This is a genomic window from Streptomyces sp. NPDC059895, from assembly GCF_042731035.1.
Classification (GTDB): domain Bacteria; phylum Actinomycetota; class Actinomycetes; order Streptomycetales; family Streptomycetaceae; genus Streptomyces.
On the sequence record NZ_JBHWKO010000001.1, the window covers coordinates 437538 to 463557 of the forward strand.

The 26020-nt window shown below is 72.0% G+C and carries 22 protein-coding genes and 2 tRNA genes; 4 read left to right on the plus strand and 20 right to left on the minus strand.

Going from position 1 to position 26020, the window contains the following annotated elements:
- Positions 1–19: 19 nt before the first annotated feature.
- The 4 genes from ACFV9M_RS01845 to leuS form a co-directional block, all read right to left on the minus strand.
- Complete coding sequence (locus tag ACFV9M_RS01845) at positions 20–1165, minus strand: helix-hairpin-helix domain-containing protein (protein ID WP_385065135.1); 1146 nt, start codon at positions 1163–1165, stop codon at positions 20–22.
- A 195-nt stretch (positions 1166–1360) separates the two neighbouring features.
- Entirely contained in the window at positions 1361–2206 is an 846-nt protein-coding gene (locus ACFV9M_RS01850) for a DegV family protein (protein ID WP_385065138.1), read from the minus strand.
- A gap of 93 nt (positions 2207–2299) precedes the next feature.
- Positions 2300–3031, minus strand: a complete 732-nt coding sequence (locus ACFV9M_RS01855) for a hypothetical protein (protein WP_385065141.1) — start codon at positions 3029–3031, stop codon at positions 2300–2302.
- Positions 3032–3225: 194 nt separating this feature from the next.
- Entirely contained in the window at positions 3226–6108 is a 2883-nt protein-coding gene (gene leuS, locus ACFV9M_RS01860; RefSeq protein WP_385065144.1) for a leucine--tRNA ligase, read from the minus strand.
- Between the two features lie 507 nt (positions 6109–6615).
- On the opposite strand from leuS, the gene ACFV9M_RS01865 reads away from it, so the two are divergent.
- Both ACFV9M_RS01865 and ACFV9M_RS01870 read left to right on the plus strand, forming a co-directional pair.
- Complete coding sequence (locus tag ACFV9M_RS01865) at positions 6616–7941, plus strand: cytochrome b/b6 domain-containing protein (RefSeq protein WP_385065146.1); 1326 nt, start codon at positions 6616–6618, stop codon at positions 7939–7941.
- Positions 7938–9548: an NADH-ubiquinone oxidoreductase-F iron-sulfur binding region domain-containing protein gene (locus ACFV9M_RS01870; RefSeq protein WP_385065149.1), complete on the plus strand. Its 1611-nt coding sequence runs from the start codon at positions 7938–7940 to the stop codon at positions 9546–9548. Before ACFV9M_RS01865 ends, ACFV9M_RS01870 begins: the two co-directional genes overlap by 4 nt.
- A 243-nt stretch (positions 9549–9791) precedes the next feature.
- Here the strand turns inward: ACFV9M_RS01870 and ACFV9M_RS01875 are convergent.
- The 10 genes from ACFV9M_RS01875 to ACFV9M_RS01920 form a co-directional block, all read right to left on the minus strand.
- Positions 9792–9864, minus strand: a tRNA-Ala gene (locus ACFV9M_RS01875).
- Between the two features lie 163 nt (positions 9865–10027).
- Entirely contained in the window at positions 10028–10261 is a 234-nt protein-coding gene (locus ACFV9M_RS01880) for a hypothetical protein (RefSeq protein WP_385065151.1), read from the minus strand.
- A gap of 3 nt (positions 10262–10264) precedes the next feature.
- Positions 10265–10438 (minus strand): hypothetical protein, encoded by a 174-nt coding sequence (locus ACFV9M_RS01885; RefSeq protein WP_385065153.1) that lies wholly within the window; start codon positions 10436–10438, stop codon positions 10265–10267.
- 396 nt (positions 10439–10834) lie between these two features.
- Positions 10835–10907: transfer RNA gene (locus ACFV9M_RS01890), tRNA-Ala, on the minus strand.
- Positions 10908–11158: 251 nt separating this feature from the next.
- Positions 11159–11833 (minus strand): histidine phosphatase family protein, encoded by a 675-nt coding sequence (locus tag ACFV9M_RS01895; RefSeq protein ID WP_385065155.1) that lies wholly within the window; start codon positions 11831–11833, stop codon positions 11159–11161.
- The gene (gene rsfS, locus ACFV9M_RS01900) at positions 11830–12276 is read right to left on the minus strand and encodes a ribosome silencing factor (protein WP_385065158.1); all 447 of its coding nucleotides are present in this window, start codon (positions 12274–12276) and stop codon (positions 11830–11832) included. Before rsfS ends, ACFV9M_RS01895 begins: the two co-directional genes overlap by 4 nt.
- Positions 12277–12397: 121 nt before the next feature.
- A complete protein-coding gene (locus ACFV9M_RS01905) occupies positions 12398–14116 on the minus strand; it encodes an LCP family protein (RefSeq protein ID WP_385065160.1) in 1719 nt (572 codons plus the stop codon).
- A 16-nt stretch (positions 14117–14132) separates the two neighbouring features.
- Entirely contained in the window at positions 14133–14759 is a 627-nt protein-coding gene (nadD, locus tag ACFV9M_RS01910; RefSeq protein WP_385065163.1) for a nicotinate-nucleotide adenylyltransferase, read from the minus strand.
- Positions 14760–14838: 79 nt separating this feature from the next.
- Positions 14839–15003, minus strand: a complete 165-nt coding sequence (locus ACFV9M_RS01915) for a hypothetical protein (RefSeq protein ID WP_385065164.1) — start codon at positions 15001–15003, stop codon at positions 14839–14841.
- A 191-nt stretch (positions 15004–15194) separates the two neighbouring features.
- Positions 15195–15356 (minus strand): hypothetical protein, encoded by a 162-nt coding sequence (locus ACFV9M_RS01920; RefSeq protein WP_385065167.1) that lies wholly within the window; start codon positions 15354–15356, stop codon positions 15195–15197.
- 140 nt (positions 15357–15496) lie between these two features.
- Here ACFV9M_RS01920 and ACFV9M_RS01925 point away from each other — a divergent pair, with 140 nt between their 5' ends.
- Complete coding sequence (locus ACFV9M_RS01925) at positions 15497–16591, plus strand: M48 family metallopeptidase (protein WP_385065169.1); 1095 nt, start codon at positions 15497–15499, stop codon at positions 16589–16591.
- A 50-nt stretch (positions 16592–16641) separates the two neighbouring features.
- Here ACFV9M_RS01925 and ACFV9M_RS01930 read toward each other — a convergent pair whose 3' ends face one another.
- The 5 genes from ACFV9M_RS01930 to proB form a co-directional block, all read right to left on the minus strand.
- On the minus strand, positions 16642–17712 hold the full coding sequence (locus ACFV9M_RS01930) for a hypothetical protein (protein WP_385065172.1): 1071 nt from the start codon (positions 17710–17712) through the stop codon (positions 16642–16644).
- A gap of 99 nt (positions 17713–17811) precedes the next feature.
- Positions 17812–18423 carry a hypothetical protein gene (locus tag ACFV9M_RS01935; protein ID WP_385065175.1) on the minus strand — a complete coding sequence of 204 codons (612 nt, stop codon included), beginning with the start codon at positions 18421–18423 and terminating at the stop codon, positions 17812–17814.
- A 78-nt stretch (positions 18424–18501) separates the two neighbouring features.
- Positions 18502–19788: a glutamate-5-semialdehyde dehydrogenase gene (locus ACFV9M_RS01940; protein WP_385065178.1), complete on the minus strand. Its 1287-nt coding sequence runs from the start codon at positions 19786–19788 to the stop codon at positions 18502–18504.
- A gap of 93 nt (positions 19789–19881) precedes the next feature.
- Entirely contained in the window at positions 19882–20487 is a 606-nt protein-coding gene (locus ACFV9M_RS01945) for a hypothetical protein (RefSeq protein ID WP_385065181.1), read from the minus strand.
- 159 nt (positions 20488–20646) lie between these two features.
- Complete coding sequence (gene proB / locus ACFV9M_RS01950) at positions 20647–21774, minus strand: glutamate 5-kinase (RefSeq protein WP_385065184.1); 1128 nt, start codon at positions 21772–21774, stop codon at positions 20647–20649.
- 215 nt (positions 21775–21989) lie between these two features.
- Here proB and ACFV9M_RS01955 point away from each other — a divergent pair, with 215 nt between their 5' ends.
- Entirely contained in the window at positions 21990–23387 is a 1398-nt protein-coding gene (locus ACFV9M_RS01955) for a polysaccharide pyruvyl transferase family protein (protein ID WP_385065187.1), read from the plus strand.
- Positions 23388–23894: 507 nt separating this feature from the next.
- Here ACFV9M_RS01955 and ACFV9M_RS01960 read toward each other — a convergent pair.
- Positions 23895–26003, minus strand: coding sequence for a hypothetical protein (locus ACFV9M_RS01960; RefSeq protein WP_385065190.1), 2109 nt, complete (start codon positions 26001–26003; stop codon positions 23895–23897).
- Positions 26004–26020 lie beyond the last annotated feature (17 nt).

A 26020-nucleotide genomic window follows, 5' to 3' on the forward strand; every position in this document is an offset into this window, starting at 1 on the left:
TCCTCTCCACCGGCGGCGTTCACGGCCGCACCAGGTCCCGCAGATCGGCGAAGCGCCGCTCGCCGATGCCGTTCACCTCACGCAACTCGTTCACGGAGCGGAAACCGCCGTGCCGTGTCCGGTAGTCGACGATGTGTTGCGCCAGTACGGGCCCGACGCCCGGAAGCGTGTCGAGTTGCTCGACGGTGGCCGTGTTGAGGGAGACCGGGCCCACCGGTGCTCCTCCCGTCGTACCGCTCACCGACCCTGCGCCCGCCGCGCCCGTCACTCCGCCGGCCGCGGGGCCTCCGACGACCACCTGCTCGCCGTCCACGAGGAAACGGGCCCGGTTGAGGCCGCCGGTGTCGGTCCCCGGGCGTACGCCACCCGCCGCGGTCAGCGCGTCGACCACGCGTGAACCGGCGGGCAGCCGATGGATCCCGGGGTTGCGCACCTTCCCGCTGACGTCCACCACGATCTCGGGCGTGGTCCGGGCGGCGGTGCCCCCGCCGTCCGGCGCTGCTGCCGAAGCGGCCGGCCCGGTCGGTCCGCTCCGTTCCTGCGCGCCGTAGGGCGCCGCCGCCCGCACCACCTCCGGCGCCCGCACGGGCTGGGGCCGCCCGGTCCAGAAGTGCTGCACGGCGAAGGCCGCCACGGCGACCACCAGCACGGCGAGCGCGAGCACACCCCCGCGTTCCAGCCCGCACCGCGCCTGGACCCACACGGGCGTCCGCTCCCGCAGCGCGAGCCCGGCCCTCCGCCACCGGTTCCCCGGGCCGCGAACGGCCCTCGCGCCCTCCTCGCCCTCCTCGCCCTCCTCGCCCTCCTCGGTCTCCATCGGGGCAGGCGGCTCCCCCACCCGTGCGTGCGACCGATCCGGTACGCCGGCCGGAGCCGCGCCCGCCCTGGAACGCGATCCTCCCCTGTCCTCGCCCGCACGGAGGTGGTCACCGATGCCTTCGCCGTCCCCGTCAGGCGGCGGCCCGGTACCCGATTCGTCCCGTTCCTCGTCCCGGTCCCCGAACAGCAGCTCCGCCCGCCGGCGCAGTTCCTCCGCCGGGACATGACGGTTCCTCACCCGGCCCTGAGCGAGCGGCCGTCGGAGTGGGACGCGGCCGTCGGAGCCGGGTTCGCGACCGGGTCCGCTGGTCGGGTGCGTCGTACGTGAGCGTGATCGAAGTGCCATGCGTCGAGGATCGGGCACTTCGCGACACCGCGATGATCTTGCTCGATTTCCGTGGAGAGCGCGCCAGTTGTGGACAACTCGGCCACCCGCACGAGTGACGATCGGACAGTCACCCCGCATCCCCCACCGCTGGAGGGGCCGCGCTCACCACACACCTCCAGGTCGTCCCCCTTCAGCACCTCACCCTTCAGCACCTCACCGCGTCGAGACCACGGCCCCCAGCAGTCCGGGCCCGGTGTGTGCCCCGATCACCGCGCCCACCTCGCTCACATGGAGCTCGCCGAGGTCCGGCACCCGTGCCCGCAGCCGTTCCGCCAGGGCTGACGCCCGGTCCGGTGCGGCGAGGTGGTGGACGGCGATGTCGACCCGTGCGCCGCCGGCCCGGTCGGCGACCAGCTCCTCGAGGCGGGCGATCGCCTTCGACGCCGTCCGCACCTTCTCCAGGGGCTCGATGCGCCCCCCGTCGAGCTGGAGCAGCGGCTTCACCGCGAGCGCCGAGCCCAGCAGGGCCTGCGCGGCACCGATGCGGCCACCGCGCCGCAGATAGTCCAGGGTGTCGACGTAGAAGTAGGCGGAGGTGCCGGAGGCGCGTTTCTCCGCGGCCGTGACAGCCTCGTCGACCGTGCCGCCCGTCTCGGCGGTCTCGGCCGCGGCCAGCGCGCAGAACCCCAAGGCCATCGCGACCATGCCGGTGTCGACCACGCGCACCGGCACCGGTGCCTCGCGTGCCGCCATGACCGCCGCGTCGTAGGTGCCCGACAGTTCGGCGGACAGGTGGAGGGAGACGATGCCGGTGGCGCCGGCCTCGGCGACCTTGCGGTAGGTCTCCGCGAAGAGCTGAGGGCTGGGGCGCGAGGTGGTGACGGAGCGTCGCTTCTGCAGTGCCTGGGCGAGGGACCGGGTCGAGATCTCGGTGCCCTCGTCGAGTGCCTGGTCGCCGAGGACGACGGTCAGCGGCACCGCGGTGATGCCGTGGCGCTCCATCGTCCGCTGCGGCAGATAGGCCGTTGAATCCGTGACGATCGCGACATGGCGGGACATGAGCTGGAGGTTACCTGCCGTAGCGTGCGCGCGGCAGCCCGGCCCCCGCACGGCTCCGCCGACGCCCGGCCGTGGCGGCGTCCCGCCCCGGGGTCAGGTGGTGCTCTCCGGCCGGGGCTTCTTCTGCCAGGGGTAGGTGGGACGCGGTCCGGGCGGGGTGATGGCGGGCCGCGCGGGCTGCTCCGCCGTGGGCGAGGCGGCGGTCCCCGGCCAGGTCTGCTGTCCGGCCGGGCTGTCGGTGGCGGGTGCCTCGGGCCATGTCGAGGTGGGTTCGGGCTCCGGGGCCGTCCAGTGGCGCAGGGCGCCGGCCTCGACGTCGATCTGGGCGCTGAGGGTGTCGAGGTCCTCGTCCGCGAAACGGCGGGCCCGGTCCCGGGCCGCCCAGCGCAGCGAGTCCGCCGAGGCCGTGATCTGCTCGGTGCGCTCCCGCAGCGACGGCAGCCGCTCGGCGAGAGCGGCCCGGTCGGGCTCGGACTCCAGCCGCTTGAGTTCGCCGTCCAGCTCCGCCCCGTGCGCGCTGAGCCGCTGGAAGAGGCCGAGGGACTCCTTGAGGGACTCGTCCTCCGCCGCGCCCGCGCGTAGCGCGTCCTGGGTGGCCCGCATCGAGGTGCGCAGGCTGAGCCGGAGCTGGGCGATCTCGCCGGCCGGCCCGGGCTGCGCGAAGGACTTGGCCCGCAGCGTGTGGTCCTCGACGGTGCGTCGGGCGGTGGTGAGGGTGCGGTCCACGCCGCGCTTGGCGGCGCCGACGACCTTGACCGTGGCGTAGGCGCCCAGCGCCAGGAACAGCACGAAGAGCAGGGCGACGACTGCGATCACTGCTTCCACCAGCTCCTCCTTCGGCCACCGTCTCCGGCGCTCCACGCGCCGCTCTTCAACGGTAAACGCAACGGGCAGGCCCGAAGTTCCTTCAGAACCCCGAACCTGCCCGTAGGGGACTACCCCGGCATCACACGTCGTGGGGGACTACGCCGTAGGGGACTACGCCGTAGGGGACTACCCCCGGCATCACACGGGACGCGTCACGCCGGAACGATGTTCACCAGCTTGGGCGCCCGCACGATGACCTTGCGGATGCCCGCGCCGCCCAGCGCGTTGACGACGTGCTCGTCGGCCAGCGCCACCTTCTCCAGCTCCTCGTCGGAGATGGCCGGCGACACCTCCAAGCGCGCCTTGACCTTGCCCTTGATCTGCACCACGCAGGTCACGGTCTCGTCGACGACGTACGCCGGGTCGGCCACGGGGAAGTCCCGGTGGACGACCGAGTCGGTGTGGCCCAGCCGGTGCCACAGTTCCTCGGCGACGTGCGGGGCCAGCGGGGCGACCAGCAGCACCAGCGCCTCGGCGACCGGCCGCGGCACCGGGCCGCCGGCCTTGGTCAGGTGGTTGTTCAGCTCGGTGATCTTGGCGATGGCGGTGTTGAACCGCATGCCTTCCAGATCCCCGCGCACGCCGTCGATCGCCTTGTGCAGCGCCCGCAGCGTGTCCTCGTCGGGCTCGCCGTCGACGACGGTGACCTCACCGGTGTTCTCGTCGACGACGTTGCGCCACAGCCGCTGCAGCAGACGGAACTGGCCGACCACCGCGCGCGTGTCCCACGGCCGGGAGACGTCCAGGGGGCCCATGGCCATCTCGTACAGGCGCAGCGTGTCGGCGCCGTACTCGGCGCAGATCTCGTCGGGGGTGACGGCGTTCTTCAGGGACTTGCCCATCTTGCCCAGCAGCCGGGAGACCTTCTCGCCCTGGTAGTAGTAGGCGCCGTCGCGCTCCTCCACCTCGGCGGCCGGCACCGCGATGCCGCGGCTGTCCCGGTAGACGTAGGCCTGGATCATGCCCTGGTTGAACAGCTTGTGGAACGGCTCCACGGAGGAGATGTGCCCCAGGTCGTACAGGACCTTGGACCAGAAGCGGGCGTACAGCAGGTGCAGCACGGCGTGCTCGGCGCCGCCGACGTACAGGCCGACACCGCCGTGCGGCCGGCCCTCGCGCGGGCCCATCCAGTACCGCTCGATCTCCGGGTCGACCAGCCGCTCGCTGTTGTGCGGGTCCAGGTAGCGCAGCTCGTACCAGCAGGAACCTGCCCAGTTGGGCATGGTGTTGGTCTCGCGGCGGTACCGCTTGGGGCCGTCACCCAGGTCCAGGGTGACGTTGACCCACTCCTCGTTGCGCGACAGCGGCGTCTCGGGCTGGGTGTCGGCGTCGTCCGGGTCGAAGGTGCGCGGCGAGTAGTCCTCGACCTCGGGCAGTTCCAGCGGCAGCATCGACTCGGGCAGCGCGTGGGCGACGCCGTCCTCGTCGTAGACGATGGGGAAGGGCTCGCCCCAGTAGCGCTGGCGGCTGAACAGCCAGTCGCGCAGGCGGAAGTTGACGGTGCCCTCGCCGACGCCCCGGCGCTCCATCCACTCGGTGATGCGCGCCTTGGCGTCGACGACGCCCAGGCCGTCCAGGGAGACCTCGGCGTTCGACGAGTTCACGATCTTCGCGTCGTACGACGCGAAGGCGTCCTCCCACGTCGACGTGTCCGTACCACGGCCGTCGGACGGCTCGACGACGCAGCGGATCGGCAGCTCGAAGGCGCGGGCGAACTCGAAGTCACGGCTGTCGTGCGCCGGAACGGCCATGATCGCGCCGGTGCCGTAGCCCATCAGGACGTAGTCGGCGATGAAGACCGGGACCTGCTCGCCGTTGATCGGGTTGGTCGCGTACGCGCCGATGAAGACACCGGTCTTGTCCTTGGCCTCGGCCTGCCGCTCGACGTCGGACTTGGCGGCGGCCTGCGCGCGGTAGGCGGCGACGGCCTCGGCGGGCGTCGCGTGGCCGCCCGTCCACACCTCGTGCGTGCCCTCGGGCCAGGCGTCCGGGGTGAACTTCTCGACCAGCGGGTGCTCGGGCGCCAGCACCATGTAGGTGGCGCCGAACAGGGTGTCCTGACGGGTGGTGAAGACCGTGATGCGCTCGCCGTCGATCGGGAAGTCGACGCGGGCGCCCTCGGAGCGGCCGATCCAGTTGCGCTGCTGCAGCTTGATGGCCTCGGGCCAGTCCAGCCCCTCCAGGTCGTCCAGCAGCCGGTCGGCGTAGGCGGTGATGCGCATGTTCCACTGGCGCAGCTTGGCCTTGAAGACCGGGTAGTTGCCGCGCTCGGAGCGCCCCTCCGCGGTGACCTCCTCGTTGGCCAGCACGGTGCCCAGGCCGGGGCACCAGTTGACGGGCGCGTCGGAGGCGTACGCCAGGCGGTACTCGCCCAGGACGTCGGCGCGCTCGCCGGCGCTCAGGTCGCTCCACGCGCGCGTGGAGCCGTCGGCGGCGGGCACGGGACGCTCACCGGACTCGAACTGCGCGATCAGCTCGGAGACCGGACGGGCCTTGTCCGCCTCCTGGTCGTACCAGGAGTTGAAGATCTGCAGGAAGATCCACTGGGTCCACTTGTAGTAGTCCGGGTCGATCGTGGCGAACGACCGGCGCTTGTCGTGGCCCAGGCCCAGCCGGCGCAGCTGGGCCTTCATGTTCTCGATGTTGGCCTCGGTGGAGACCCGCGGGTGCGTGCCGGTCTGCACGGCGTACTGCTCGGCGGGCAGGCCGAAGGCGTCGAAGCCCAGGGTGTGCAGGACGTTGTGGCCGGTCATGCGCTGGAAGCGCGCGACGACGTCGGTGGCGATGTAGCCCAGCGGGTGCCCGACGTGCAGGCCGGCGCCCGAGGGGTACGGGAACATGTCCATGATGAACTTCTCGGGCCGGGCGACCTCCTCGGGGTCCCCCGCCAGGTCACCCTTGGGGTTCGGCGCCGCGTAGGTGCCCTCGTCGTCCCAGACGTCCTGCCAGCGTGCCTCGATCTCGGCTGCCATGGCGGCCGTGTAGCGGTGCGGCGCGGCTGCCTCGGCGGCGGCAGCGGGGTTCGTCTCGCTCATGATCCTCAAAGCTCCATCGATCGTCTCTGCCAGCGGCTGTCACACTCAGGAAACGAAAAATCCCCTCGCACAGGAGGGGATGCCGCGCCGATTCCGAACCGTCCGGTCACCGGCGGTCGGGACTGATCAGCGCGGCTCGCTAAGCAGAAGGCGTACGGCACGCATGGCCTCAGGGTACCGCAGCGCCTGAGCACGCCGCGACGGGCTTCCCTCCGCACCCTCCTCGGCCACGGCCGCCACCGGCTTCCCTTGAGCACGACTGAGCACGACACGACGCGCTTGCGTATGCCTGGTGGACACGGTGCGACCGGCACCGGCACGACCGAAACAGAGCCCGTTGTACAGAGGAGCCAAGGATTACTTCGCGTAACAGCCGCTAAGGGACATCACAAGAGTCACCCAGTCCTTTGATAACAGCGCAATAACTCAAACCTCCTACCCACCGGTATGGCGCCACTTAGAGTGCGGCGGCGGGACCGCTTTCCCGAACTGCTCGGAGTTGCCCCCATGAACCCTCGTCGTAGTAACAGCTCGCTTCCCCAGCCGGGCCGGTCGGCCTACGGGGTGGCGACCGCTGTCGTCCTCGTCCTGATACCCGTGGTCGTGCTGGTCGGAGGCGACCGGTTCCGCGAGTTCCTGAACTTCGGCGCGGGCGTGCTGTCCCTCGTCTCGCTCAGCTGTTCGGTGATCTGGGGCCTGGTCGCGCAGGACCGGATCCTGCTCAACACGCGCCAGCGGATCATCGGTCAGGCGGTGCACCGGACGACGGCGGTCGCCTCGATCGCGTTCCTGCTGCTGCACATCACCACGAAGATCGCGCTCGAGCACACCCGGTTCATCGCCGCGGTCGTCCCGTTCTCGCTCGGCTTCACCGGAAGCGCCGGCCTGATCGGCCTCGGGTCCCTGGCCGGCCTGCTCATGATCTTCGTGGGCTTCACCGGCGCACTGCGCGGCAGGTTCGCCTCCCCGGCTCCGGTCGCGGCGCGCTGGCGCGCCATGCACATGCTCGCCTATCCGGCCTGGTGCGCCGCGCTCGTCCACGGACTCTACGCGGGTCGCCAGGCCAAGCCGGTCTTCGTCGTCCTGTACGGCCTCTCCCTGCTGGGTGTCATGGCGGCCCTCGCGCTGCGCGCCGCCCCGCGCCCGGTCAAGCGCAAGGTGGCCGACCGGATCACCGCCGTCCTGGGCAGCGACGAGCCGGCGGGCCGCGACGCCCTGGACGCGAGCCGCGCGCGCGTGGCGGAGGCGTCGTCCTCCTCACTGCCGGGCTACGAGAGCCGCCCGTCGGCGGCCGGCACGGTGGGCCCGGCCCGCACGGCGCCGCCGTCATCGGCACCCCTGTACGACATGCCGCCGTCGGCACCCCTGTACGACACGGCCGCGCGGGAGCCCGCGGGCGGCTTCGCCGCCGCCTACCGCGCCGTCTCCACGCCCCCGCGCGCGCAGCCGCCGTTCGAGGCCGACCGCACCGCGCGCATGGACGTGCCGTTCGACATGCGGCCCACGGAGGCGATCCCCCGGGCCGACAGCGGCGGCAGCACGTCGGGCAGCTGGCCGATCCCGTCCCCGCCGCCGGTCGGCGAGGCACCCCCGTCGGCCTACGACCCGCTCCAGGACACGGGATTCAACATCCCGGTCTACGGCGATCCGGGCGCCGGGGGATACGGCGGAAGTGATGTGTACGACACCGGTGAGACGAACACCCGGTACGACACGTACAACCCGAACGACACGTACAACAGCGGTCCCGCCGATGAACCATCACCCGGCGCGTCGTTCGACGCACCGGGTTCGGGCGAACCTTGGAACACGCCTTCCGGAGGCTATAGGTGAACGAGGCCCTGCCCGACGTCCCAGAAGTCCGCGTGGTCGGCCTTCCGCAGCTCACGTCGGGCTTCGACCTTGTCGACAGGCTCGACCTGCCCATGCACCTGAAGGTGCACGGGCCGCTGGAACCCATGGGCGGGGAGAAGCTCGCCCAGCTGTCCGAACGCATCAACCTCAAGGGCCGCGGGGGCGCCGGCTTCCCCTTCCACAAGAAGCTGCGCTCCGTCGCCGACGCGGCGATCAAGCGCGGCGTACGGCCGGTCGTCGTCGTCAACGGCAGCGAGGACGAGCCGGCCTGCCGCAAGGACACGGTGCTCATCAACCGTGCCCCGCACCTCATCCTCGACGGCGCGCTACTGGTCGCGGAGGCGCTGGGTGCCCGCACGCTCGTGGTGGGGGTCACCCGCGAATCCACCCAGCGGTCCATGGAGGCCGCGCTCGCCGAGCGCGGCCTGAGCAACGGCCGCCGCTCGGCGCTGAAGGCGTTCGTGCAGCGCAACCCGATCCGCATGGTCACCGGCGCCGCCGCGTCGCTGATCCGCTCCATCGACGGCGGCCCGGCGATCCCGCCCGGCCGCAAGGTGAGCGCCTCGCAGAACGGCGTGGGCGGCGCCCCGACCCTGCTGTCCAACGCCGAGACCTTCGCGCAGCTCGCCATCGCCGCCCGCATCGGCCCGGAGCGCTACGGCAACACCGGCCTGTACGACGAGCCCGGCACCGTCATGCTGACGGTCTCCGGCGCGGTCGCCCGCCCGATGGTGATCGAGGTCCCCACGGGCGTCCCGCTGCGCTACGTCCTCCAGCTGGCCGGCGCCCCGCCGGTTCCGCAGGGCGTGCTGACCGGCGGCTACCACGGCAAGTGGATCGACGCGGCCACGGTCGACGAGGCGGTCGTCTCCCGCAACTCCCTGGACGCCGTGGGCGGTTCGCTGGGCGCCGGCGCGATCCTGCCGATCAGCCAGGAGACCTGCCCGCTGGGCGAGTCGCTGCGGGTGGCGCAGTGGCTGGCGGAGGAGAGCGCGGGCCAGTGCGGCCCCTGCTACCTCGGTCTGCCGGCCGCGGCCCGCGGTATGGAGGACATCCTCAACGGCGGCGGCCCGGCCGCTCTGGAAGCGCTCAAGCAGGTCGCCAAGAACGTCAAGCGGCGCGGCGCCTGCTCGCACCCGGACGGCTCCGCGATGTTCCTGGAGTCGACCGTCAAGGCGTTCACCGACGACCTGGCCGCGCATGTCCTCGGCAACGGCTGCGGCAGGCCCGTGGAGGGCGTCCTGCCCCTCTTCGAGGGCGGCAGGGCCCCGACGGGCATCCCGGGCGGCGGAGAGCCCGAGGAGTCCGGCGACAGCCGTCAGAAGATCTTCGTGGACTGGACGCTGTGCCGCGGCCACGGCCTGTGCGCCGACATCCTCCCGGAGGTCTTCCAGCTCGGCGCCGACGGCTTCCCGACCGTCGCTCAGGCGAAGGTGCCGCGCTACGCGGAGGCGAAGGCGCTGCGCGCGGTGCGCCGCTGTCCGGCGCTGGCCCTGCGCATCGAGGAGGACACCCGCGCGAAGGAGCCCTCCCGCAACCTCCCGGTCCTCTCCCAGGGCCGCGGCCGCCGCGCCCTGGGCCGCTGAGCCGGTACGCCACCGGGGCCGCCGGGAGCCGGGGCGGCCCCTCCGGGCCTTCGGCGTGAACGGGCGTCACACCCGCGGGAGTTCCCCGACCGCGAGGGCCACGCGGGCCACGAGAGCCACGCGGATCCCCGGGTCCCGCGCACCCGCGCGTGGACCCGCGCAGCGCGCGCATACGCAGGCGCACGCACGCGTGGGGACACAAAAAATCCCGCCGGATCATTCCGATCCGGCGGGATCTGCTTGTGGAGCTAAGGAGAATTGAACTCCTGACCTCCTGCATGCCATGCAGGCGCTCTACCAACTGAGCTATAGCCCCTTGTGGTCCTGCGGGGAAGCCGCATCCCGACCGTGTCGCCCGGTTTCCCCGGCGGCGACGCCAACATTACACGGTCCAGGGGGTGAACCACCAAATCGTTTCCGTTGCGTCCGGATTCGGGCGGGATGTCACGCGCGGTCAGCTCGGGTCGGGCCGGGTGCGGTCACGCGGTGACGAAGGAATAGAACCTCTTGAGCGTGCAGTGCTCCTCGAGGAGCCGGCCGTAGATCGGCTCGCCCTCGAGTTCGCGGTACGTCTCGATCGGGTCGCCTTTTATGATCAGCGCCCGCGCGCATTCCTCGCACCAGTACTGGTAGTCGGAGTTGACCGGTTCCATGTCGCGGACGATCGGGGTGCCGTTGCCGCACCAGTCGCACTTTCGCCTGTGTGCACCCATCGATCAGCTCCAGCTGTGGCCGCAGGCCGTGCACACGTAGGAGATCCCGCCGTTGTCCCCGAGGACCTGGGCGACGAACGCGGAACCGCAGGAAGGGCAGCTGAGCCGGGTGGCCGTCCCCCGTGTCGACGCCGCTTCGAAGAGGTGGCCGACCTCTCCGAGGATGCTCGTAGGCATCGCTGCTCCCTCCCGTCGGGCCGCGCCCCCTTCCGGCCGTTTGATTCTGCCACGGCCGGGCCAATACGGTCAGCGACGCCTCAGTACCAGTCCGGACACGGCACCGGGCGGCGGTCGCGACGAGCACGAACATGCATGTGAGAAGCGCTTCCACAGAGGTATACGCCTGCGGGGCCCGAGTCACTCAGCCGCTGCGGGAACAGTCTGCCGAAATCGGCTGTGCGCGGCGGTCACCCGGATCTCGGCGGGGGTGTCACCCGGTGGACGTGGTCGGCGGAGGGAGCGGAAGGCACCCGCACGGCCGGGAACTGTTGCTCCGGCAATGAAAAATCCCGCCCCCTGAGGGACGGGATCTTCCTTGACCGATCTTTGACGACTCCGGAGAGTGTCGATCAGTGGAGCTAAGGAGAATTGAACTCCTGACCTCCTGCATGCCATGCAGGCGCTCTACCAACTGAGCTATAGCCCCTCGTGTTCTTCCCGCTCGGCGGGGCGAACAAGAAGAACTTTAGCCTGCGACCTGCCGGAAAGTGAAATCCGGGTCCCGGCCCGGTCCCCGGCGTCCGGAGGGCGGCCGGTCGGACGACGGCGGCGCCGGGTGCGTACCGGCCGTCCGGTGACCGCGAACGGCCCGGCCGTCCGGTCCACGCTCAGCCACCGTCGCCCGGCCACCGTCGCCCGGCCGCCGACGCTCGGCCGCCCTCACCCGGTCGCCCACGCTCAGTCGTCGTCGCCGAGCACCGGCTCCGGCAGGGTGCCGGCGTTGTGCTCGAGGAGGCGCCAGCCGCGGGCGCCCTCGCCGAGGACGGACCAGCAGCAGTTGGACAGGCCGCCGAGGCTCTCCCAGTTGGGGGCCTCCAGGCCGAGGAGACGGCCGATGGTGGTGCGGATCGTGCCGCCGTGGCTGACGACGACGAGCGTGCCGTCCTCCGGCAGCTTCTCGGCGTGCCGCAGCACGACGGGAGCGGCGCGGTCGGCGACCTCGGTCTCCAGTTCGCCGCCGCCGCGGCGGACCGGCTCGCCGCGCTTCCACGCGGCGTACTCCTCGCCGTACCGGGTGATTATCTCCTCGTGCGTCAGCCCCTGCCACACACCCGCGTACGTCTCGCGCAGCCCCTCGTCGTAGGTGACCTCCAGGCCGGTGAGCGCGGCGAGCTCGGCGGCCGTGGACGCCGCCCGGGACAGGTCCGAGGCGACGATCGCGTCGGGCTTGAGGGAGGCGAGCAGCCGGGCGGCGCGGCGGGCCTGGGCGACGCCGGTCTCGGTCAGCCGGACGTCCGTGGTGCCCTGGAAGCGGCGCTCCACGTTCCACGCGGTCTGGCCGTGCCGCCAGAGGATGACGCGGCGGCCGCGGCCCGGCGGCCGGCCGGCCGCGGCCTGCGGAGCGGCGCTCACCGCAGGTCCCCGAAGCCGCTGGTCTCCTCCTCGGCCTCCTGCAGCCGGGCGTGCTCGGCGGCCTTGCCGCGGGTCGCCTTGGCGTCCGCGGGCAGGTCGAGCTCGGGGCAGTCCTTCCACAGCCGCTCGAGGGCGTAGAAGACGCGCTCCTCGCTGTGCTGGACGTGCACGACGATGTCGACGTAGTCGAGCAGGACCCAGCGGGCCTCGCGGTCGCCCTCCCGGCGCACCGGCTTGGCGCCGAGCTCCTTCTGGAGGCGCTCCTCGATCTCGTCGACGATCGACTTGACCTGGCGGTCGTTGGGGGCGGAGGCCAGCAGGAAGGCGTCCGTGATCGACAGCACGTCGCTGACGTCGTAGGCGATGATGTCGTGCGCGAGCTTGTCGGCGGCCGCCTGGGCGGCGGCGGTGATGAGCTCGAGGGAGCGGTCGGTGGCGGTCACTACACGGCTTTCCGTCGGCGGTCGTTTGCCCTCAAGGGTCTCACGGACCGCCGACGGGACCTCGGGTGACGGAGGCGACCACACCCCGGTGGCGGCCTCCGTCGGTTCGTCGGCGGCCCGGCTAGGACGACGAGGGCTCGTAGTCCTGGCCCAGGACGACGGAGACGTCGGCGTTGGCGGCGACCGTGCCCTTCTGCACGGCGCTGGTGGGCAGGCCCAGGGTCTTGGCGACCTCGGTGGCGTTCTCCTTCTGGGCGGCGTCCGCGTAGAGCACCTCGGAGGCGGACTCGGTGCCGGACGGCGTGCCGCCCTCCAGGAAGGTGAAACCTCCGTTGAGGAGCACCACGCGCGCGTCCTCGGTGTTGGCCTTGGTGCCGCTGGCGTTCTGCACGGAGACGCTGACGGCGGCGTCCTGGTCGGGGCTCTTGGCGGTGCCGCCGAGGACGTCCTTGACGACGCTCGCGCTGGCCTCGGCGTCGAGCGTGCCGTCGGCCTGCACGGGCAGCAGGGCGGTCTTGTGGTCGCCGCCCTTGGCGAGGTCGGCGAGGCCGGCGAGGAACGCGCCGAGGTCCTTGTCGGTGAGCGAGGGGTCGAGGATCTGGGCCAGCGTCTGGACGGTGACCGTGGCGGCCTGGGCGTCGGAGGACACCTTGCGCAGCACGCCCTGCATGACCTGGCCGAACCGCTCCAGCTGGGCGTTCTGGGCCTCGCCCTCGGCGCGGTAGGTGGCGTAGGCGACGGCCATCTTGCCGCTGAGGGTCTGGTTCTCGCCCTTGTTGACCAGGGGGGCCTGGCCCTTCTTCGTGGCGTCCGGGTCGGGGACGTCGGTGTCGGTGTCGACCTCGATGTTGCCGACCAGGTCGACGAGGTTCTGCAGGTAGGGGGTGTCCAGCCGCCAGGTGCCCTCGATGTCGGTGCCGAGGACGGTGTCCAGCGCCTCGCGGGTGCCGGCCGAGCCGTCCTCGTCGACCGACTTGGCGAGGGTGGTCGTGGTGCCGTCGTCGGTGGTGACGACGAGGGAGTTGGGCAGCAGGACGGTGGTGCCCTGCCGGGTGGTGGCGTTGTCGACGAGCAGCACCGTGGAGGTGCCGCCCTGGGCGGTGTCGTGCAGGTGGACGACGACGACGTCGCGCTTCTGGGCGGCGGCCGCGGTGGTGGTGCCGGTCGCCTTGTCGTCCGAGGAGGACAGGCCGGGCAGCTTGCCCGCGGACCAGAGGTAGCCGACGCCGCCGACCGCGGCCAGGGCGAGCACCACGGCCAGGGCCACGAGGCGGCTGCGGGCGCGGCGCTTGGCCTCCTCGCGGCGCTCGGTGCGGTTCTCGGTGAAGTTCAGCCAGTCGATGACGTCCTCGGAGTCACCGTCGGGCTCCTCGACGAAGGCGAACTGCTCGGTGCGGTAGTCCCGTTGGCGCGGGACGGAGGCGTCCTGGTCCGGCGCCGTCGCGGTCTCCCGCGCGGCCGGTGCGGCCTGCTGGGGGATGTGGGCGGTCTGCTCGGCGACGCGCGGCTGCTGCTGCCCGCCGGCGGCGGTCTGCTGCCCGTAGGGGTCGTAGGGCGCGTCGGACGGGGTGCCGCCCTGCGGGGCGTACGCGCCGGCGCCGTAGGGGTCGTGGACCGGGGCCTGCTGTCCGGTGTCGTACGGGTCGTAGGCGGGCGTCTGCTGCTGCCCGGCCGTGGCGTACGGGTCGTAGCCGTAGCCCTGCTGCTGCCCGTACGGGTCGTAGGCCTGCTGCGGGACCTGCTGCTGCGGGACCTGCTGGTACACGGGCCGGCCGTACTCGTCGTAGCCGACGAGCTCGTAGGCGTCTTCCCCGTGGCCCGTGTCGTATCGGTCGTTCACCGGTACCCCTCTCGGCTCACTCGCCGCGGTACAGCTCGCGTTTGTCGATGTAGCGCACGACTCCGTCCGGCACCAGATACCAGATGGGGTCGCCCTTGGCGACTCTCGCTCGGCAGTCCGTGGAGGAGATGGCCAGGGCGGGCACCTCGACGAGGGAGACGCCGCCTTCCGGGAGTCCGGGGTCGTTGAGATGGTGTCCCGGCCGGGTCACCCCGACGAAGTGGGCGAGGGAGAACAGTTCCTCGCTGTCCCGCCAGGTGAGGATCTGGCCGAGGGCGTCGGCGCCGGTGATGAAGAACAGGTCGGTGTCGGGGTTGAGGGCCCGCAGGTCGCGCAGGGTGTCCACGGTGTAGGTGGGGCCGCCGCGGTCGATGTCGATGCGGCTGACCGAGAACTGCGGGTTCTCGGCGGTGGCGATGACCGTCATGAGGTAGCGGTCCTCGGCCGGGGAGACCCTGCGGTGGCTCTTCTGCCAGGGTTCGCCGGTCGGGACGAACACGACCTCGTCCAGGTGGAACTGCGCGGCGACCTCGCTGGCCGCCACGAGGTGCCCGTGGTGGATCGGATCGAACGTTCCGCCCATGACGCCGAGGCGGCGCTTGCCCGGGTTCGACGGGCCGGTAGGCATGTCCTGCTCTCCCATGCGTGCAGACCCTACCGGCCCGCCCTGAGGGCCCCGGCCGACGGATGTCCGGGGTGCCCCGGTATGGACATGGTGTGCCTCAGCGGTCGCGGTTGAAGCGGGTGGTGACCCACAGCAGGAGCAGCAGGATGACGAACGCGGCCCCGCCGGTCACCAGCGGGTTCAGGCTCTCGTGGTTGCCGCCGTGCTCCTCGCCCTCGGCGGCGAGGGTGACCAACTGGGCAGCGGCGCTGTGGAAGCTCATCTTCGGCAGAACCTAACGGATGGGGGTCCCCCCGCTCGAGCGGAGCCGAGAGTGGGGGAGGGCGGGATAAAGATGTCGGTTCATCGTAAGCGGGCGCCGCTTCGTCCCTCACGCCGACTCCACTCTTGGGGAGACCTGTTGCGTCCCGGCGGCGGCGCGGCGGGCTCCCGGGGGGGAACCTTCCCGCCCGCTCAGTCGTCCTTCCGCTTGTAGCCCCGCAGCAGGAACCAGGCGGTCAGCGCGCAGCCCAGGACCATCACGATCAGGATGATCCGGAGAAGGTTCCCCGTCCCCTGCTGCTGGGCGGCGCCGGCGGCCTGGGCGATCCAGGCGGCTGCGGGGTGGTGCTCCATGGCGCGGGACTCCTTCGGTGTGGTGCCCGTCCACCGTAACTCCGCCTAGGCTGGGCCCCGCTTCGGGGGCGCAAAGGGCAGTACAAGGGTCCGCAAAGGGCCAGACATACGAGGGCCAGACACACGCACTGGGGGAAGACATGTCCGACGACGGCCACGAGCAGACCGGCCACGCGAAGGTGCCCAGCAGGCAGCGCAGGCGCTTCCCCGGGATCTCCTCGCGCGCGTACGAGCACCCGGCGGACCGTTCCGCGCTGGTGGCGCTGCGCAAGCTGAGCGGCTTCGACACGGTCTTCAAGGCGCTGAGCGGGCTGCTGCCCGAGCGGAGCCTGAGACTGCTGTTCCTGTCCGACTCGGTCCGCGTCTCCGACCAGCAGTTCGCCCATCTGAACGACATGCTGCGGGACGCCTGCTACATCCTGGACCTGGAGAAGGTCCCGCCGATGTACGTCAACCAGGACCCGCAGCCCAACGCGATGTGCATCGGCCTGGACGAGCCGATCATCGTGGTCACCACGGGCCTGGTCGAACTGCTCGACGAGGAGGAGATGCGGGCGGTCATCGGGCACGAGGTGGGGCACGCGCTGTCCGGCCACGCCGTCTACCGGACCGTCCTGCTGTTCCTGACGAGCCTCGCCCTCCGGGTCGCCTGGATCCCGCTGGGCAACCTGGCGATCATGGCGATCGTGACCGCCCTGCGCGAGTGGTTCCGCAAGTCGGAGCTGTCCGCGGACCGGGCCGGGCTGCTCGTCGGACAGGATCTGAAGGCGTCGATGCGCGGCCTGATGAAGATCGCGGGCGGCAACCACCTGCACGAGATGAACGTGGACGCGTTCCTCCAGCAGGCCGAGGAGTACGAGGCCGGCGGCGACCTCCGCGACTCCGTGCTGAAGATCCTCAACGTGCTGCCCCGCTCCCACCCCTTCACCACGGTCCGCGCGGCCGAGCTGAAGAAATGGTCGGAGTCCCGTGACTACCAGCGGATCATGGACGGCCATTACCCGCGGCGCAGCGAGGACAAGGACACCTCGGTCGCCGACTCCTTCCGCGAGTCGGCGTCGCACTACGCCGACCACGTCAAGAGCTCCAAGGACCCGCTGATGAAGCTGGTCAGCGACATCGCGGGCGGGGCCGGCGGTCTGGGCGGCCGGGTCCGGCGCGGCTTCGACGGCTTCACCAGCCCCCCGCCGCCGAACGACCGCCCGGCCGACGCGCCCCCGCGCGAGGACGGCTGAGCGGGCGGGAGCGTCACCGTGTCCCGGGCGCCCCGACGAGCGCCCGGGGTTCACACCTTCGGCTGGGCGCTGCCCGCCAGTGATCCGCACAGTGCCGTCGCTCCGCCCGTCGCGTACGGGTCCGTGCCGGCCGGGCCGCCCGCCTTGGCGATCTGGCCGGCGAGCAGGGGCCGCAGGTGGTTCGTGGAGTCGTCGCCGCAGGACAGCGGCCCGGCCTGGACGTAGGAGACGATCAGCTGGGTCTGGCGCAGCCGCAGGTCGTCGCGGTCGAAGCGGAACTGCAGCTCGCGGCGGACGGTGAACAGCGAGGCCGGCGTCCTCGCGTCGGCTCCGGCCGGCCGCAGCGCGTACACGAAGGTGTGGTCGGCGGTGACCTCGAGGGTGGAGGAGTCGGCCTCGGCGGCCTGGAGCGTGCCCTGGACGCGGATCCTGCGGTCGGCGAGTTCCGTCCTGGCCGGGTCGAAGCGGACGAGCCAGCCGGTCGGCGCGTGCCGTCCGTCCGCCGTCGGACGGGCGAAGCTCTGGTCGAACTGGTCGAGCTGGTCGGGGTCGATCAGCACCCGCACGGGTCGCACCTGTCGGCCGGTGAGCACCTCCGGGTAGAGGGAGGAGCGCACGATGTAGTCCTTGGCGGTGGTCAGGGCGGTGACGACCTGGCTGTCGGAGAAGTGCGCGGTGCGTCGGGAGGCGGGCAGCGGGATGCCCTCGGCGCCGATGCGGTACTGCGCGGCGGGGCTGTGCGCGTACAGGTACCCGGGGTCGGCCGTGCCGGGCACGGCGCCCTGCGGGGCGAGCGGGATGACGGTCATCCGCAGGGGTTCCACGGTGCGGCGGGCGGCCGGGTTCTGGTAGGGGTGGCGCACGCCCATGTAGATCGCGGTGCCGAAGGCGAGGGCTATCAGGACGACCAGGACGAGCGCCTGCCGGGACAGGCCCCGGTGCGGGGGCGGACGGCGGCGGACGGCGGGCGCGTGGTCGGTGATGCGCTCCTCGGCGGAGTACTCCTGGAGTCGGGCAGCGCGGACGAACGATTCGTCGAAGACGACGGATCGGTACTCGTCCTCCGCTCCACCGGGAGTTCCCTCGGGTGTCCCCTCCGGTGGGTCTCCGGGCCCGCCCATACCTTCAGAGTAGGTCGCGGGAGGCTCGCATAAACGCCCTGGTACACGACAACTTCTGACATGTTCTCACCCGTCGGCGAGCCGTCGTCCCGGCCGTCCTCAGGGCGTGCGCGGGACCGCCGAGACGGGTGGCCGGTAAGGGTCGGCGGACGCGGACGGCGCGGTTCCGTTCCCCTGTTCGAGTCCGGTCGAGGCGGGCGGCGGGACCTGCTCCCGGCTGCCCGCGGAGGCGCCCCGGTAGACCGCGGCGAAGGCCAGCGCGACCATGCCGACGCCCATCACCAGGGCGAGGATCCAGGCGACGGGACGGTGCCAGCGGACCTGTTTGCCGTACGTCCCGAAGGTGCCGTAGCGGCGGTCCCAGCCGTCGGTGTCGTCACCGTCGTCCAGGTCGTCGTAGTCCGGGTCATGGCCGAAACCGCCCGGTCCGTCGGGGCCGTAGGGGTCGTCGTAGCGGTCGCCGCGGGCGCGGGCGCGGCGGGCCTCGGCCTCGGAGGCCTCCGCTCTGGCCTGCGCGGCGGCCAGGAGGCGCTCGACGGCGGTCGGCTCGTGCACCGCGGCCGCCTGTACGAACGCCTCGTCGAAGACCACGGAGGCGAACTCTTCGTCCGACACCCCGCGGTCGTGGTCGTCGTCGGGCTCCCAGCCGTCCGGGAACGGCGTGCCCCCCACGTCCTCCGGCACGGATCCAGAGTAGACCTGGGGGGTCATTTTGGGCAGACGGTCCGGACATTCATCCGTCTGGTGAGACGCCCCTCACCGCCTGGCACCCGCCCCGTGGGGCCGCCGTCAGCGCCGGACGTGCCCGTCGCCGGTGACGATGTACTTGGTGCTGGTCAGCTCGGGCAGGCCCATCGGGCCGCGGGCGTGCAGCTTCTGGGTGGAGATGCCGATCTCCGCGCCGAAGCCGAACTGGCCGCCGTCGGTGAAGCGCGTGGAGGCGTTCACGGCGACCGTGGTGGAGTCGACCAGCTGGGTGAAGCGGCGGGCGGCCTGCTGCGAGGTGGTGACGATCGCCTCGGTGTGACCGGAGGTCCACAGCCGGATGTGCTCGACGGCCTTGTCGAGCGAGTCGACGACCGCGGCGGCGATGTCGTACGACAGGTACTCCGTCTCCCAGTCCTCGGGCGTGGCCTCGACGACGGTCGCCTTGGAGTCCTCGGCGTACGCCAGCACGCGCTCGTCGGCGTGGACGGTGACCCCGGCCTCGGCGAGGGCGTCGAGGGCGCGCGGCAGGAACCGCGCGGCGATGTCCTGGTGGACCAGGAGGGTCTCGGCGGCGTTGCAGACGCTGACCCGGTGGGCCTTGGAGTTGATGAGGATCTCGACCGCCATGTCGATGTCGGCGTGGGCGTCGACGTAGACGTGGCAGTTGCCGGTGCCGGTCTCGATCACCGGGACGACGGACTCCGCGACGACCGTCTGGATCAGTGAGGCGCCGCCGCGCGGGATCAGGACGTCGACGAGGCCGCGGGCCCGCATCAGCTCGCGGACGCTCTCGCGGCTCTCGCCGGGCACGAGCTGGACGGCGTCGGCGGGCAGCCCGGCGCCGCCGACGGCGTCGCGGATCACCCGGACGAGGGCGGTGTTGGACTCGTAGGCGGAGGCCGAGCCGCGCAGCAGCACCGCGTTGCCGGACTTCAGGCACAGGGCCGCCGCGTCCACCGTGACGTTGGGGCGGGCCTCGTAGATGATGCCGACGACGCCGAGCGGCACGCGGACCTGGCGCAGGTCGATGCCGTTGGGCAGGGTCGAGCCGCGCACGACCTCGCCGACGGGGTCGGGCAGCGCGACGACGTCGCGGACGTCGGAGGCGATGGCCCGCACCCGCTCCGGGGTCAGGGTCAGCCGGTCGACGATCGCCTCGCTGGTGCCGGCCTCGCGGGCCCTGGCGATGTCCTTGGCGTTGGCCTCGACGATCTCACTCGTACGGACCTCCAGCGCGTCCGCGACGGCGAGCAGCGCGTCGTCCTTGGCGGCCCGGGGCAGCGGCGCGAGATCGGCGGCGGCGGCCTTGGCGCGGTAGGCCGCCTGGGTGACCGGCGAGAGGGCGTCGTACGGCGAGAGCGTGGTCATACGGGAAGGGTAGTGCGCGGCGCGGGCCCGGACGGCGCTCGTTCCACACCCCGAGACACGTGGTGGGACCGCCCCGGCGCCGCCCTGAGGGGGTCAGTAGGGGTGGACTCCGACGGGTGTCGCGGGGGGCGGGCCGTAGCCCTCGGCGATGCGCTGGTGGTAGGTCTGGCGGTCGATGACCTCGAGGCCGACGATCTCCCACGGGGGCAGTCCGGCGGTCTGGCGGTGCTCGCCCCACAGGCGCAGGGCGACGGCGGCCGCGTCGTGCAGGTCGCGGGCCTCCTCCCAGTAGCGGATCTCCGCGTGGTCGACGGCGTAGCGGCTGGTCAGGAGGAAGGGGTGGTCGTGCGCGAGCTGTTCCAGGGCGCGCCGCAGCTCCCTGAGGTCGGCGTCCTGGCCGGAGACGCTGAGGGTGACGTGCCAGAGGCGGGGCAGGTCCTCCGGCCGGGTGGCCTCCGCAGGGCCGCCGCGCTCCGGTTGTTCCCGGTAGCGCTCGCCGGCCGCGACGCTGGTCAGCGCGCGCTCCTCACCGCCCGCACGCGCGGCGGGCCGGCCGGCGGCGGCAGCGGAGGAGCCCGACGGTCCGCCCGCCGCGGCGGGTGGCCGGCCGGCCGGGGACGGACCCCCGGCGGAGGGTGCCTCGCCGGTTCCGCCGGTACTCCCACGGGCCGCTGCCACCCCAGGGTGCACTCGTCTCACGACGGCCTCCTTCACGCAGCGCTCGTGCGGAATGTCCCGCGGAATATGTCCCAGTGACAAAGTTGAGCAGGCCGCACGGCTTCGTGGGGCGGTTTCACGGAACGTCCCCCACCGGTACTGACCGTTCGAGCGGGTGCGGGAGCGGCCGTTCGACGCCGGTCAGGGGTGCAGGATCACCAGGTCGTCCCGGTGGACGATCTCCCGCTCGTACTCGGCGCCCAGTTCCCGGGCCAGTTCGCGGGTGGACCGCCCGATCAGCTGGGGGATCTCCTTGGCGTCGAAGTTGACGAGACCGCGGGCCACCGCGCGCCCCGTGACGTCGCGCAGCTCCACGGGGTCCCCCGCGCTGAACTCGCCCTCGACGGCGGCGATCCCGGCCGGCAGCAGTGACGTACGGCGCTCGACGACCGCGCGGACGGCGCCGTCGTCGAGGGTGAGCGAGCCCTGCGGGGTGGACGCGTGCTGGAGCCACAGCAGCCGGTCGGCGGAGCGCCGGCCGGTGCGGTGGAAGTAGGTGCCGGTGTCGCCGCCGGAGAGGGCGTCGGCCGCGTGGACGGCGCTGGTGAGGACCACGGGGATGCCGGCGGCGGCCGCGATGCGGGCGGCCTCGACCTTGGTGACCATGCCGCCGGTGCCGACGCCCGCCTTGCCGGCGCTGCCGATGTCCACCCCGGCCAGGTCGGACGGCCCCCGCACCTCGGCGATCCGCGAGGTCCCCGGCTTGCCGGGGTCGCCGTCGTACACGCCGTCCACGTCGGAGAGCAGCACCAGCAGGTCGGCGTGGACGAGGTGGGCGACGAGGGCGGCGAGCCGGTCGTTGTCGCCGAAGCGGATCTCGTCGGTGGCGACGGTGTCGTTCTCGTTGACGACCGGGAAGGCGCCCATCGCCAGCAGCTTGTCGAGGGTGCGGGAGGCGTTGCGGTGGTGGGCGCGGCGGCTCATGTCGTCGGAGGTCAGCAGGACCTGGCCGACGCGGACGCCGTAGCGGGCGAAGGAGGCGGTGTAGCGGGCCACGAGGAGGCCCTGGCCCACGCTGGCGGCGGCCTGCTGGCGGGCGAGGTCCTTGGGGCGGCGGCGCAGGCCCAGCGGGGCGAGGCCGGCGGCGATGGCGCCGGAGGAGACGAGGACGATCTCCCGCTCTCCCCCGCTGCGGCTCTTGGCCAGGACGTCGACGAGGGCGTCGACCCGGTCGGCGTCGAGTCCGCCCGAGGCGGTGGTCAGCGAGGAGGAGCCCACCTTGACGACGATCCTGCGGGCCTCGCGTACGGCCTGCCTTGCCCCTGCCACCTGGTCTTCGTCCCCTCGCCTGGATCACGGCTGCCCTCCGGGCAATCTACGCGAAGGGACGCCCGGACGGCCTCCGGGTTTCACTCCCCGGACGCTCACGCTACGCGATCGATCGGTCACTCGGGCCGGGTGGGGGAAAGGGTGAACGCCTTCCCCGCGGGGAGGGAAGTCAGTCCAAATTCGTTTTGAAGTTTCCGTCACTTAAAGTTCGCCTTGTGAAGCGCATACTCCTGAGATCGGGGAAGGGCCCCTTCGACGTGATCCCCGTCGAGGAAGCCCTCCACCGCGACGTGATCGCCACCAATTCCGGCAACCTGATCTTCAGTGATGCCGCCCACAAGATCCTCACCACGCCGGACAGCGAGGTCTTCTCCAACGGCATGCGCACCGACATCGGTGCGGCAGGGCGGATCAACGACGAGTACGACGCCTTCGTCGTGCCGCTCGCCAACGCCTTCCGGCCGTCGTTCGAGGCGGCGCTGCAGCGGCTGACCCGGCTGATCGGCAAGCTGAAGATCCCGGTCGTCGTCCTGGGCGTCGGCGCGCAGACCGGGGTGACCTACGACCCTGCGCGGCTGAAGGCCATGGAGCCCACCGTGCGCGCCTTCTGCTCGGCGGTGCTGGACCACAGCGCGGCCATCGGCGTGCGCGGCGAGTTCACCGAGCAGTACCTCAACGACATGGGCTTCAAGGACGTCGAGGTCATCGGCTGCCCGTCCATGTTCCTGTGGGGCGACACCCTCACGATCGAGAAACGGGTGCCGGCGCTGAACGCGCAGTCCCGGATCGCGGTCAACGGCTCGCACACGGCGGTGCGCGGCGGAGGCCTGCACAGGATCATCACGCGGGCGCACGGCCAGTACCCGAACCTGCGCTACATAGGCCAGAACCTCACCGACGCCAAGCAGCTGCACTGGCGGGACGTGAACTCCCCGGCCGGCCTGATCACCGAGATGCCGACCCACCCCGACCACCCGATGTACCGCGAGGACAAGGCCCGCGTGTACATCGACCCGGTCACCTGGATCGACGACCTGCGGGACTTCGACTACTCGTTCGGCTCACGCATCCACGGCAACATCGCCGCGCTGCTGGCGGGCACGCCCGCGACCGTGCTGGCCTTCGACTCGCGCACGCTGGAGCTGTGCCGCTACTTCGAGATACCGCACCGCCTCCTCAACGAGGTGCCCGCGGACCTCGATCCGGCGGAGCTGTACGAGGAGGCCGACTTCGGCCCGCTCACCGGCAACCACAAGGAGCGCTTCGACCGCTTCACGGCGTTCCTGAGCAAGAACGGCCTGGACAACACCTTCACCCACGGCGACGGCGGTGAGGCCTTCGAGGCGAAGCTGCGCTCGCTGTCCTTCCCGGCGGGCGTGCGCCCGTGGAACGACACCGGCGTGGCGTCCCTGACCAGCCGGTTCGGGTGGCTCCAGCAGCGCATCGCGGAACTGGAGGGCGACAACGCCCAGCTGAAGAAGGACCTGGCCCGGTCCAAGGTCCTGGCCAAGGCGGCCGCCGCCAAGGCCGCGCTCCCCTCGCCCTCGATCTACCGCCGGGCGCGCCGTGCGGTCGGGGGCCCGCTGAAGCGCGCGCTGAAGCCGACGAAGTAGGCGCCGGCCGGCGCGGCCTTTCTGGCGGTCGCGCCGCGCCGGGACAGCAGCCGCCGCGCATGCCGGGGCTGCCCCGGTGACTCCGTCCCCGCATGTGCCCCGTGCCAGGGCGAACGGAAACGGCTCGGCCCCCGGAGATCGCTCTCCGGGGGCCGAGCCGTTGGTGCGGCCGGGGCAGCGCCCTGCCGGGGTGGGCCGCGCCGGTCGCGCCGTCGTCGGACGGTCGTCAGGCGGGGCGCGAGGCGACCGGCCGCAGCTGTCGCAAGGCGGCCGGCCGACTGTCGTCAGGCAGTCAGCCGGCCGTCGTCAGGCGGGTCGGCCGGCTGTCGTCAGACAGTCGGCCACCGCTGTCGTCAGGCAGTCGCCAGACAGTCGGCCGCCGCTGTCGCCAGACAGTCGGCCGCCGCTGTCGCCAGACAGTCGGCCGCCGCTGTCGTCAGACAGTCGGCCGCCGCTGTCGTCAGACAGTCGGCCCGGCTGTCGCGAGGCAGTCGGCCGCCGCTGTCGTCAGGCGGTCGTCAGCCCGTCCGTCAGGCCGTCCGCGACGCCCTCGTCCGCCAGGCCGTCCGCCACGTCCGCCTCGCCGGCCGCCGCGGCGACGGCCCGGGACTCCTGGCCGACGTTGCGTGCCTCGGCCTTCAGCGCGAGGTCGGCCACGGCGGTGTTGAACTGCTCGATGGAGGTCGGCTCGTCGGGGCCGAGCAGGTACTCCTTGAGCTCCTTGCGGTCCTCGGCCAGCGGGTCGGCGGCCGGGGTGCGCACGGCGTCCAGCAACTGGTCCAGCTCGTCCGCGCCGTTGGTGAGGATCACGGCCGCGCGCACGGCGGTGTTCTGCCGCCGGAACTCCTCCGCGCCCAGCCCGGCCGAGTCGGTGACCGCGTACGGCTTGCCGCTGGCGATGAAGTCGGAGACGACGCTGGAGATGTCGGAGACCATCGCCTCGGAGGCGTTGAAGCAGTCGTACAGACGCGGTTCGGCGCCCGTGACGACCCGGTGCTCGAAGGAGGGGAAGGAGCGCCAGTAGGCGTCGTTCCACTCGGTGCGCAGCCGGGCGGCCTCCTCGTGCTTGCGCATGTCGACCAGGCCGTCGCGGCTGGTCACGGCCTCGTCGGCCCTGTCGTCGAAGGCGAGCGACAGGGAGTCCAGGCGGGCCTTGAGGCGGGTCAGGTCGGACGCGGCACGGGCCTGGGCGGCCGGGTCCGCGGTGAAGCGGGGGTCGGCGGCGCGCTGGGCGGCGGCCTTCTTGATCAGCGCGGTGATCCGGCGGTGGGCGGCGCCCGCCTTGGCGCTGCGGGTGCCGGTGAAGGGGTGCGGCTTGTACAGGACGCGGACCGGGGGCTCGGCCGCGACCAGCTTCTTCACGATGTTCTCGCCGGCCAGCAGGAGCGAGGTGTTGCCCGGGTTGTCGTCCCAGCCCTCCCAGGTGGGCGCGTACAGGACCGTCGGGATCCTGTCCTCGGACGGGCCCCGCCACGGCTCGATGGGCGCGAGCTGCGGGCGGCCGACCTCGACGATGTCCTCGTCGCGGATGCCGACGTCGGCGATGGCGTAGCGGTCGCGGCCCGCGCGGCCGGCGGTCCACACCTCGTCGTAGACCTTGCTGAACGGGTTGACGCTGGCGACCTTGTCGCTGTCGCCGTGGCCGATGAAGACGTGCTTCATGGTGGGCACGCGCAGCAGGTGGATGTTCTTGCCGACGTTGGCCGCGTACAGCGCCACCCGCACCGTGGACAGGTCCATGTTCATCAGGTGCACCCCTCCGGGCACGCAGACGACGGGGACCGTGGTGGGCGCCATCTTCTCCATGATGTAGCGCTCCCGCAGGATGACCAGCGGCCGGGAGTCCAGCTGCTCCATGGTCTCCAGCCACATGTTGACCTGGTAGGCGGAGTCCTTGGAGCCGGAGAAGTACAGCACCGTCTCCGGGCGGTACTCGCGCAGCCAGGCGCTGACGGTCTTCAGCACCTTGTCGGCGGGGGGCGGGATCCGGTGGGCCCGCAGGTGCGGCACGAGTGCGAGGACGTAGAGCACGCCCAGGACCATGGTCACGCCGACGCCCGCGTAGGCGGCGGGCGCGGAGTCGGTGAGGGCGTAGACGAGCAGGCCCACGACGGCCGCGAGGTCCAGGTGGAGCATCTTCACGCCGGCCCGGCTCAGCAGGCGGCGCGGCGGGGCGTCCGGGATGCGCATCCGGGAGGCCAGGTCGACGTTGCGGGTGACGACCGGCATCTGGCGGCGGTTGCCGATGAGGGTGACCAGCGCGCCGTGCGGGGCCTGGAGGCCGAAGAAGGCCGTGAAGCAGGCGATCGCCGCGTAGAAGGCGGGCTCCTCCGAGTGGCCGAGCCGGGCCAGCAGCAGGATGAGCAGCAGTTCCCGGATCAGGAAGCGGGTCGACAGACCGGCTCTCACCTTGCCCAGCAGGGCGATGAGGTAGCTGCCCCTGCGATGGAGGTAGAGGTCCGCCAGGTACGTCACGGCGGCAACGGCGGCGAAGGCGGGGACGCTCGGGACGAGCGCGGCCAGCATGAGGCCGGGGTAGCCCAGCGTCATGAGGGCCGCCGCGGCCAGTTCGGCCGCACTGCCCACCCGGGCGACCCGAATAGCGGTGCTTATCACGGAGGAACCTGCTCTGA

Excerpts from the sequence above, each read along its gene's own strand:
- ACFV9M_RS01845 (WP_385065135.1), bottom strand. The coding sequence starts at position 1,165 with ATGGCACTTCGATCACGCTCACGTACGACGCACCCGACCAGCGGACCC.
- ACFV9M_RS01850 (WP_385065138.1), bottom strand. The coding sequence starts at position 2,206 with ATGTCCCGCCATGTCGCGATCGTCACGGATTCAACGGCCTATCTGCCG.
- leuS (WP_385065144.1), bottom strand. The coding sequence starts at position 6,108 with ATGAGCGAGACGAACCCCGCTGCCGCCGCCGAGGCAGCCGCGCCGCAC.
- ACFV9M_RS01865 (WP_385065146.1), top strand. The coding sequence starts at position 6,616 with ATGAACCCTCGTCGTAGTAACAGCTCGCTTCCCCAGCCGGGCCGGTCG.
- ACFV9M_RS01880 (WP_385065151.1), bottom strand. The coding sequence starts at position 10,261 with ATGGGTGCACACAGGCGAAAGTGCGACTGGTGCGGCAACGGCACCCCG.
- ACFV9M_RS01885 (WP_385065153.1), bottom strand. The coding sequence starts at position 10,438 with ATGCCTACGAGCATCCTCGGAGAGGTCGGCCACCTCTTCGAAGCGGCG.
- nadD (WP_385065163.1), bottom strand. The coding sequence starts at position 14,759 with ATGGGAGAGCAGGACATGCCTACCGGCCCGTCGAACCCGGGCAAGCGC.
- ACFV9M_RS01915 (WP_385065164.1), bottom strand. The coding sequence starts at position 15,003 with ATGAGCTTCCACAGCGCCGCTGCCCAGTTGGTCACCCTCGCCGCCGAG.
- ACFV9M_RS01920 (WP_385065167.1), bottom strand. The coding sequence starts at position 15,356 with ATGGAGCACCACCCCGCAGCCGCCTGGATCGCCCAGGCCGCCGGCGCC.
- ACFV9M_RS01925 (WP_385065169.1), top strand. The coding sequence starts at position 15,497 with ATGTCCGACGACGGCCACGAGCAGACCGGCCACGCGAAGGTGCCCAGC.
- ACFV9M_RS01930 (WP_385065172.1), bottom strand. The coding sequence starts at position 17,712 with ATGGGCGGGCCCGGAGACCCACCGGAGGGGACACCCGAGGGAACTCCC.
- ACFV9M_RS01935 (WP_385065175.1), bottom strand. The coding sequence starts at position 18,423 with ATGACCCCCCAGGTCTACTCTGGATCCGTGCCGGAGGACGTGGGGGGC.
- ACFV9M_RS01940 (WP_385065178.1), bottom strand. The coding sequence starts at position 19,788 with ATGACCACGCTCTCGCCGTACGACGCCCTCTCGCCGGTCACCCAGGCG.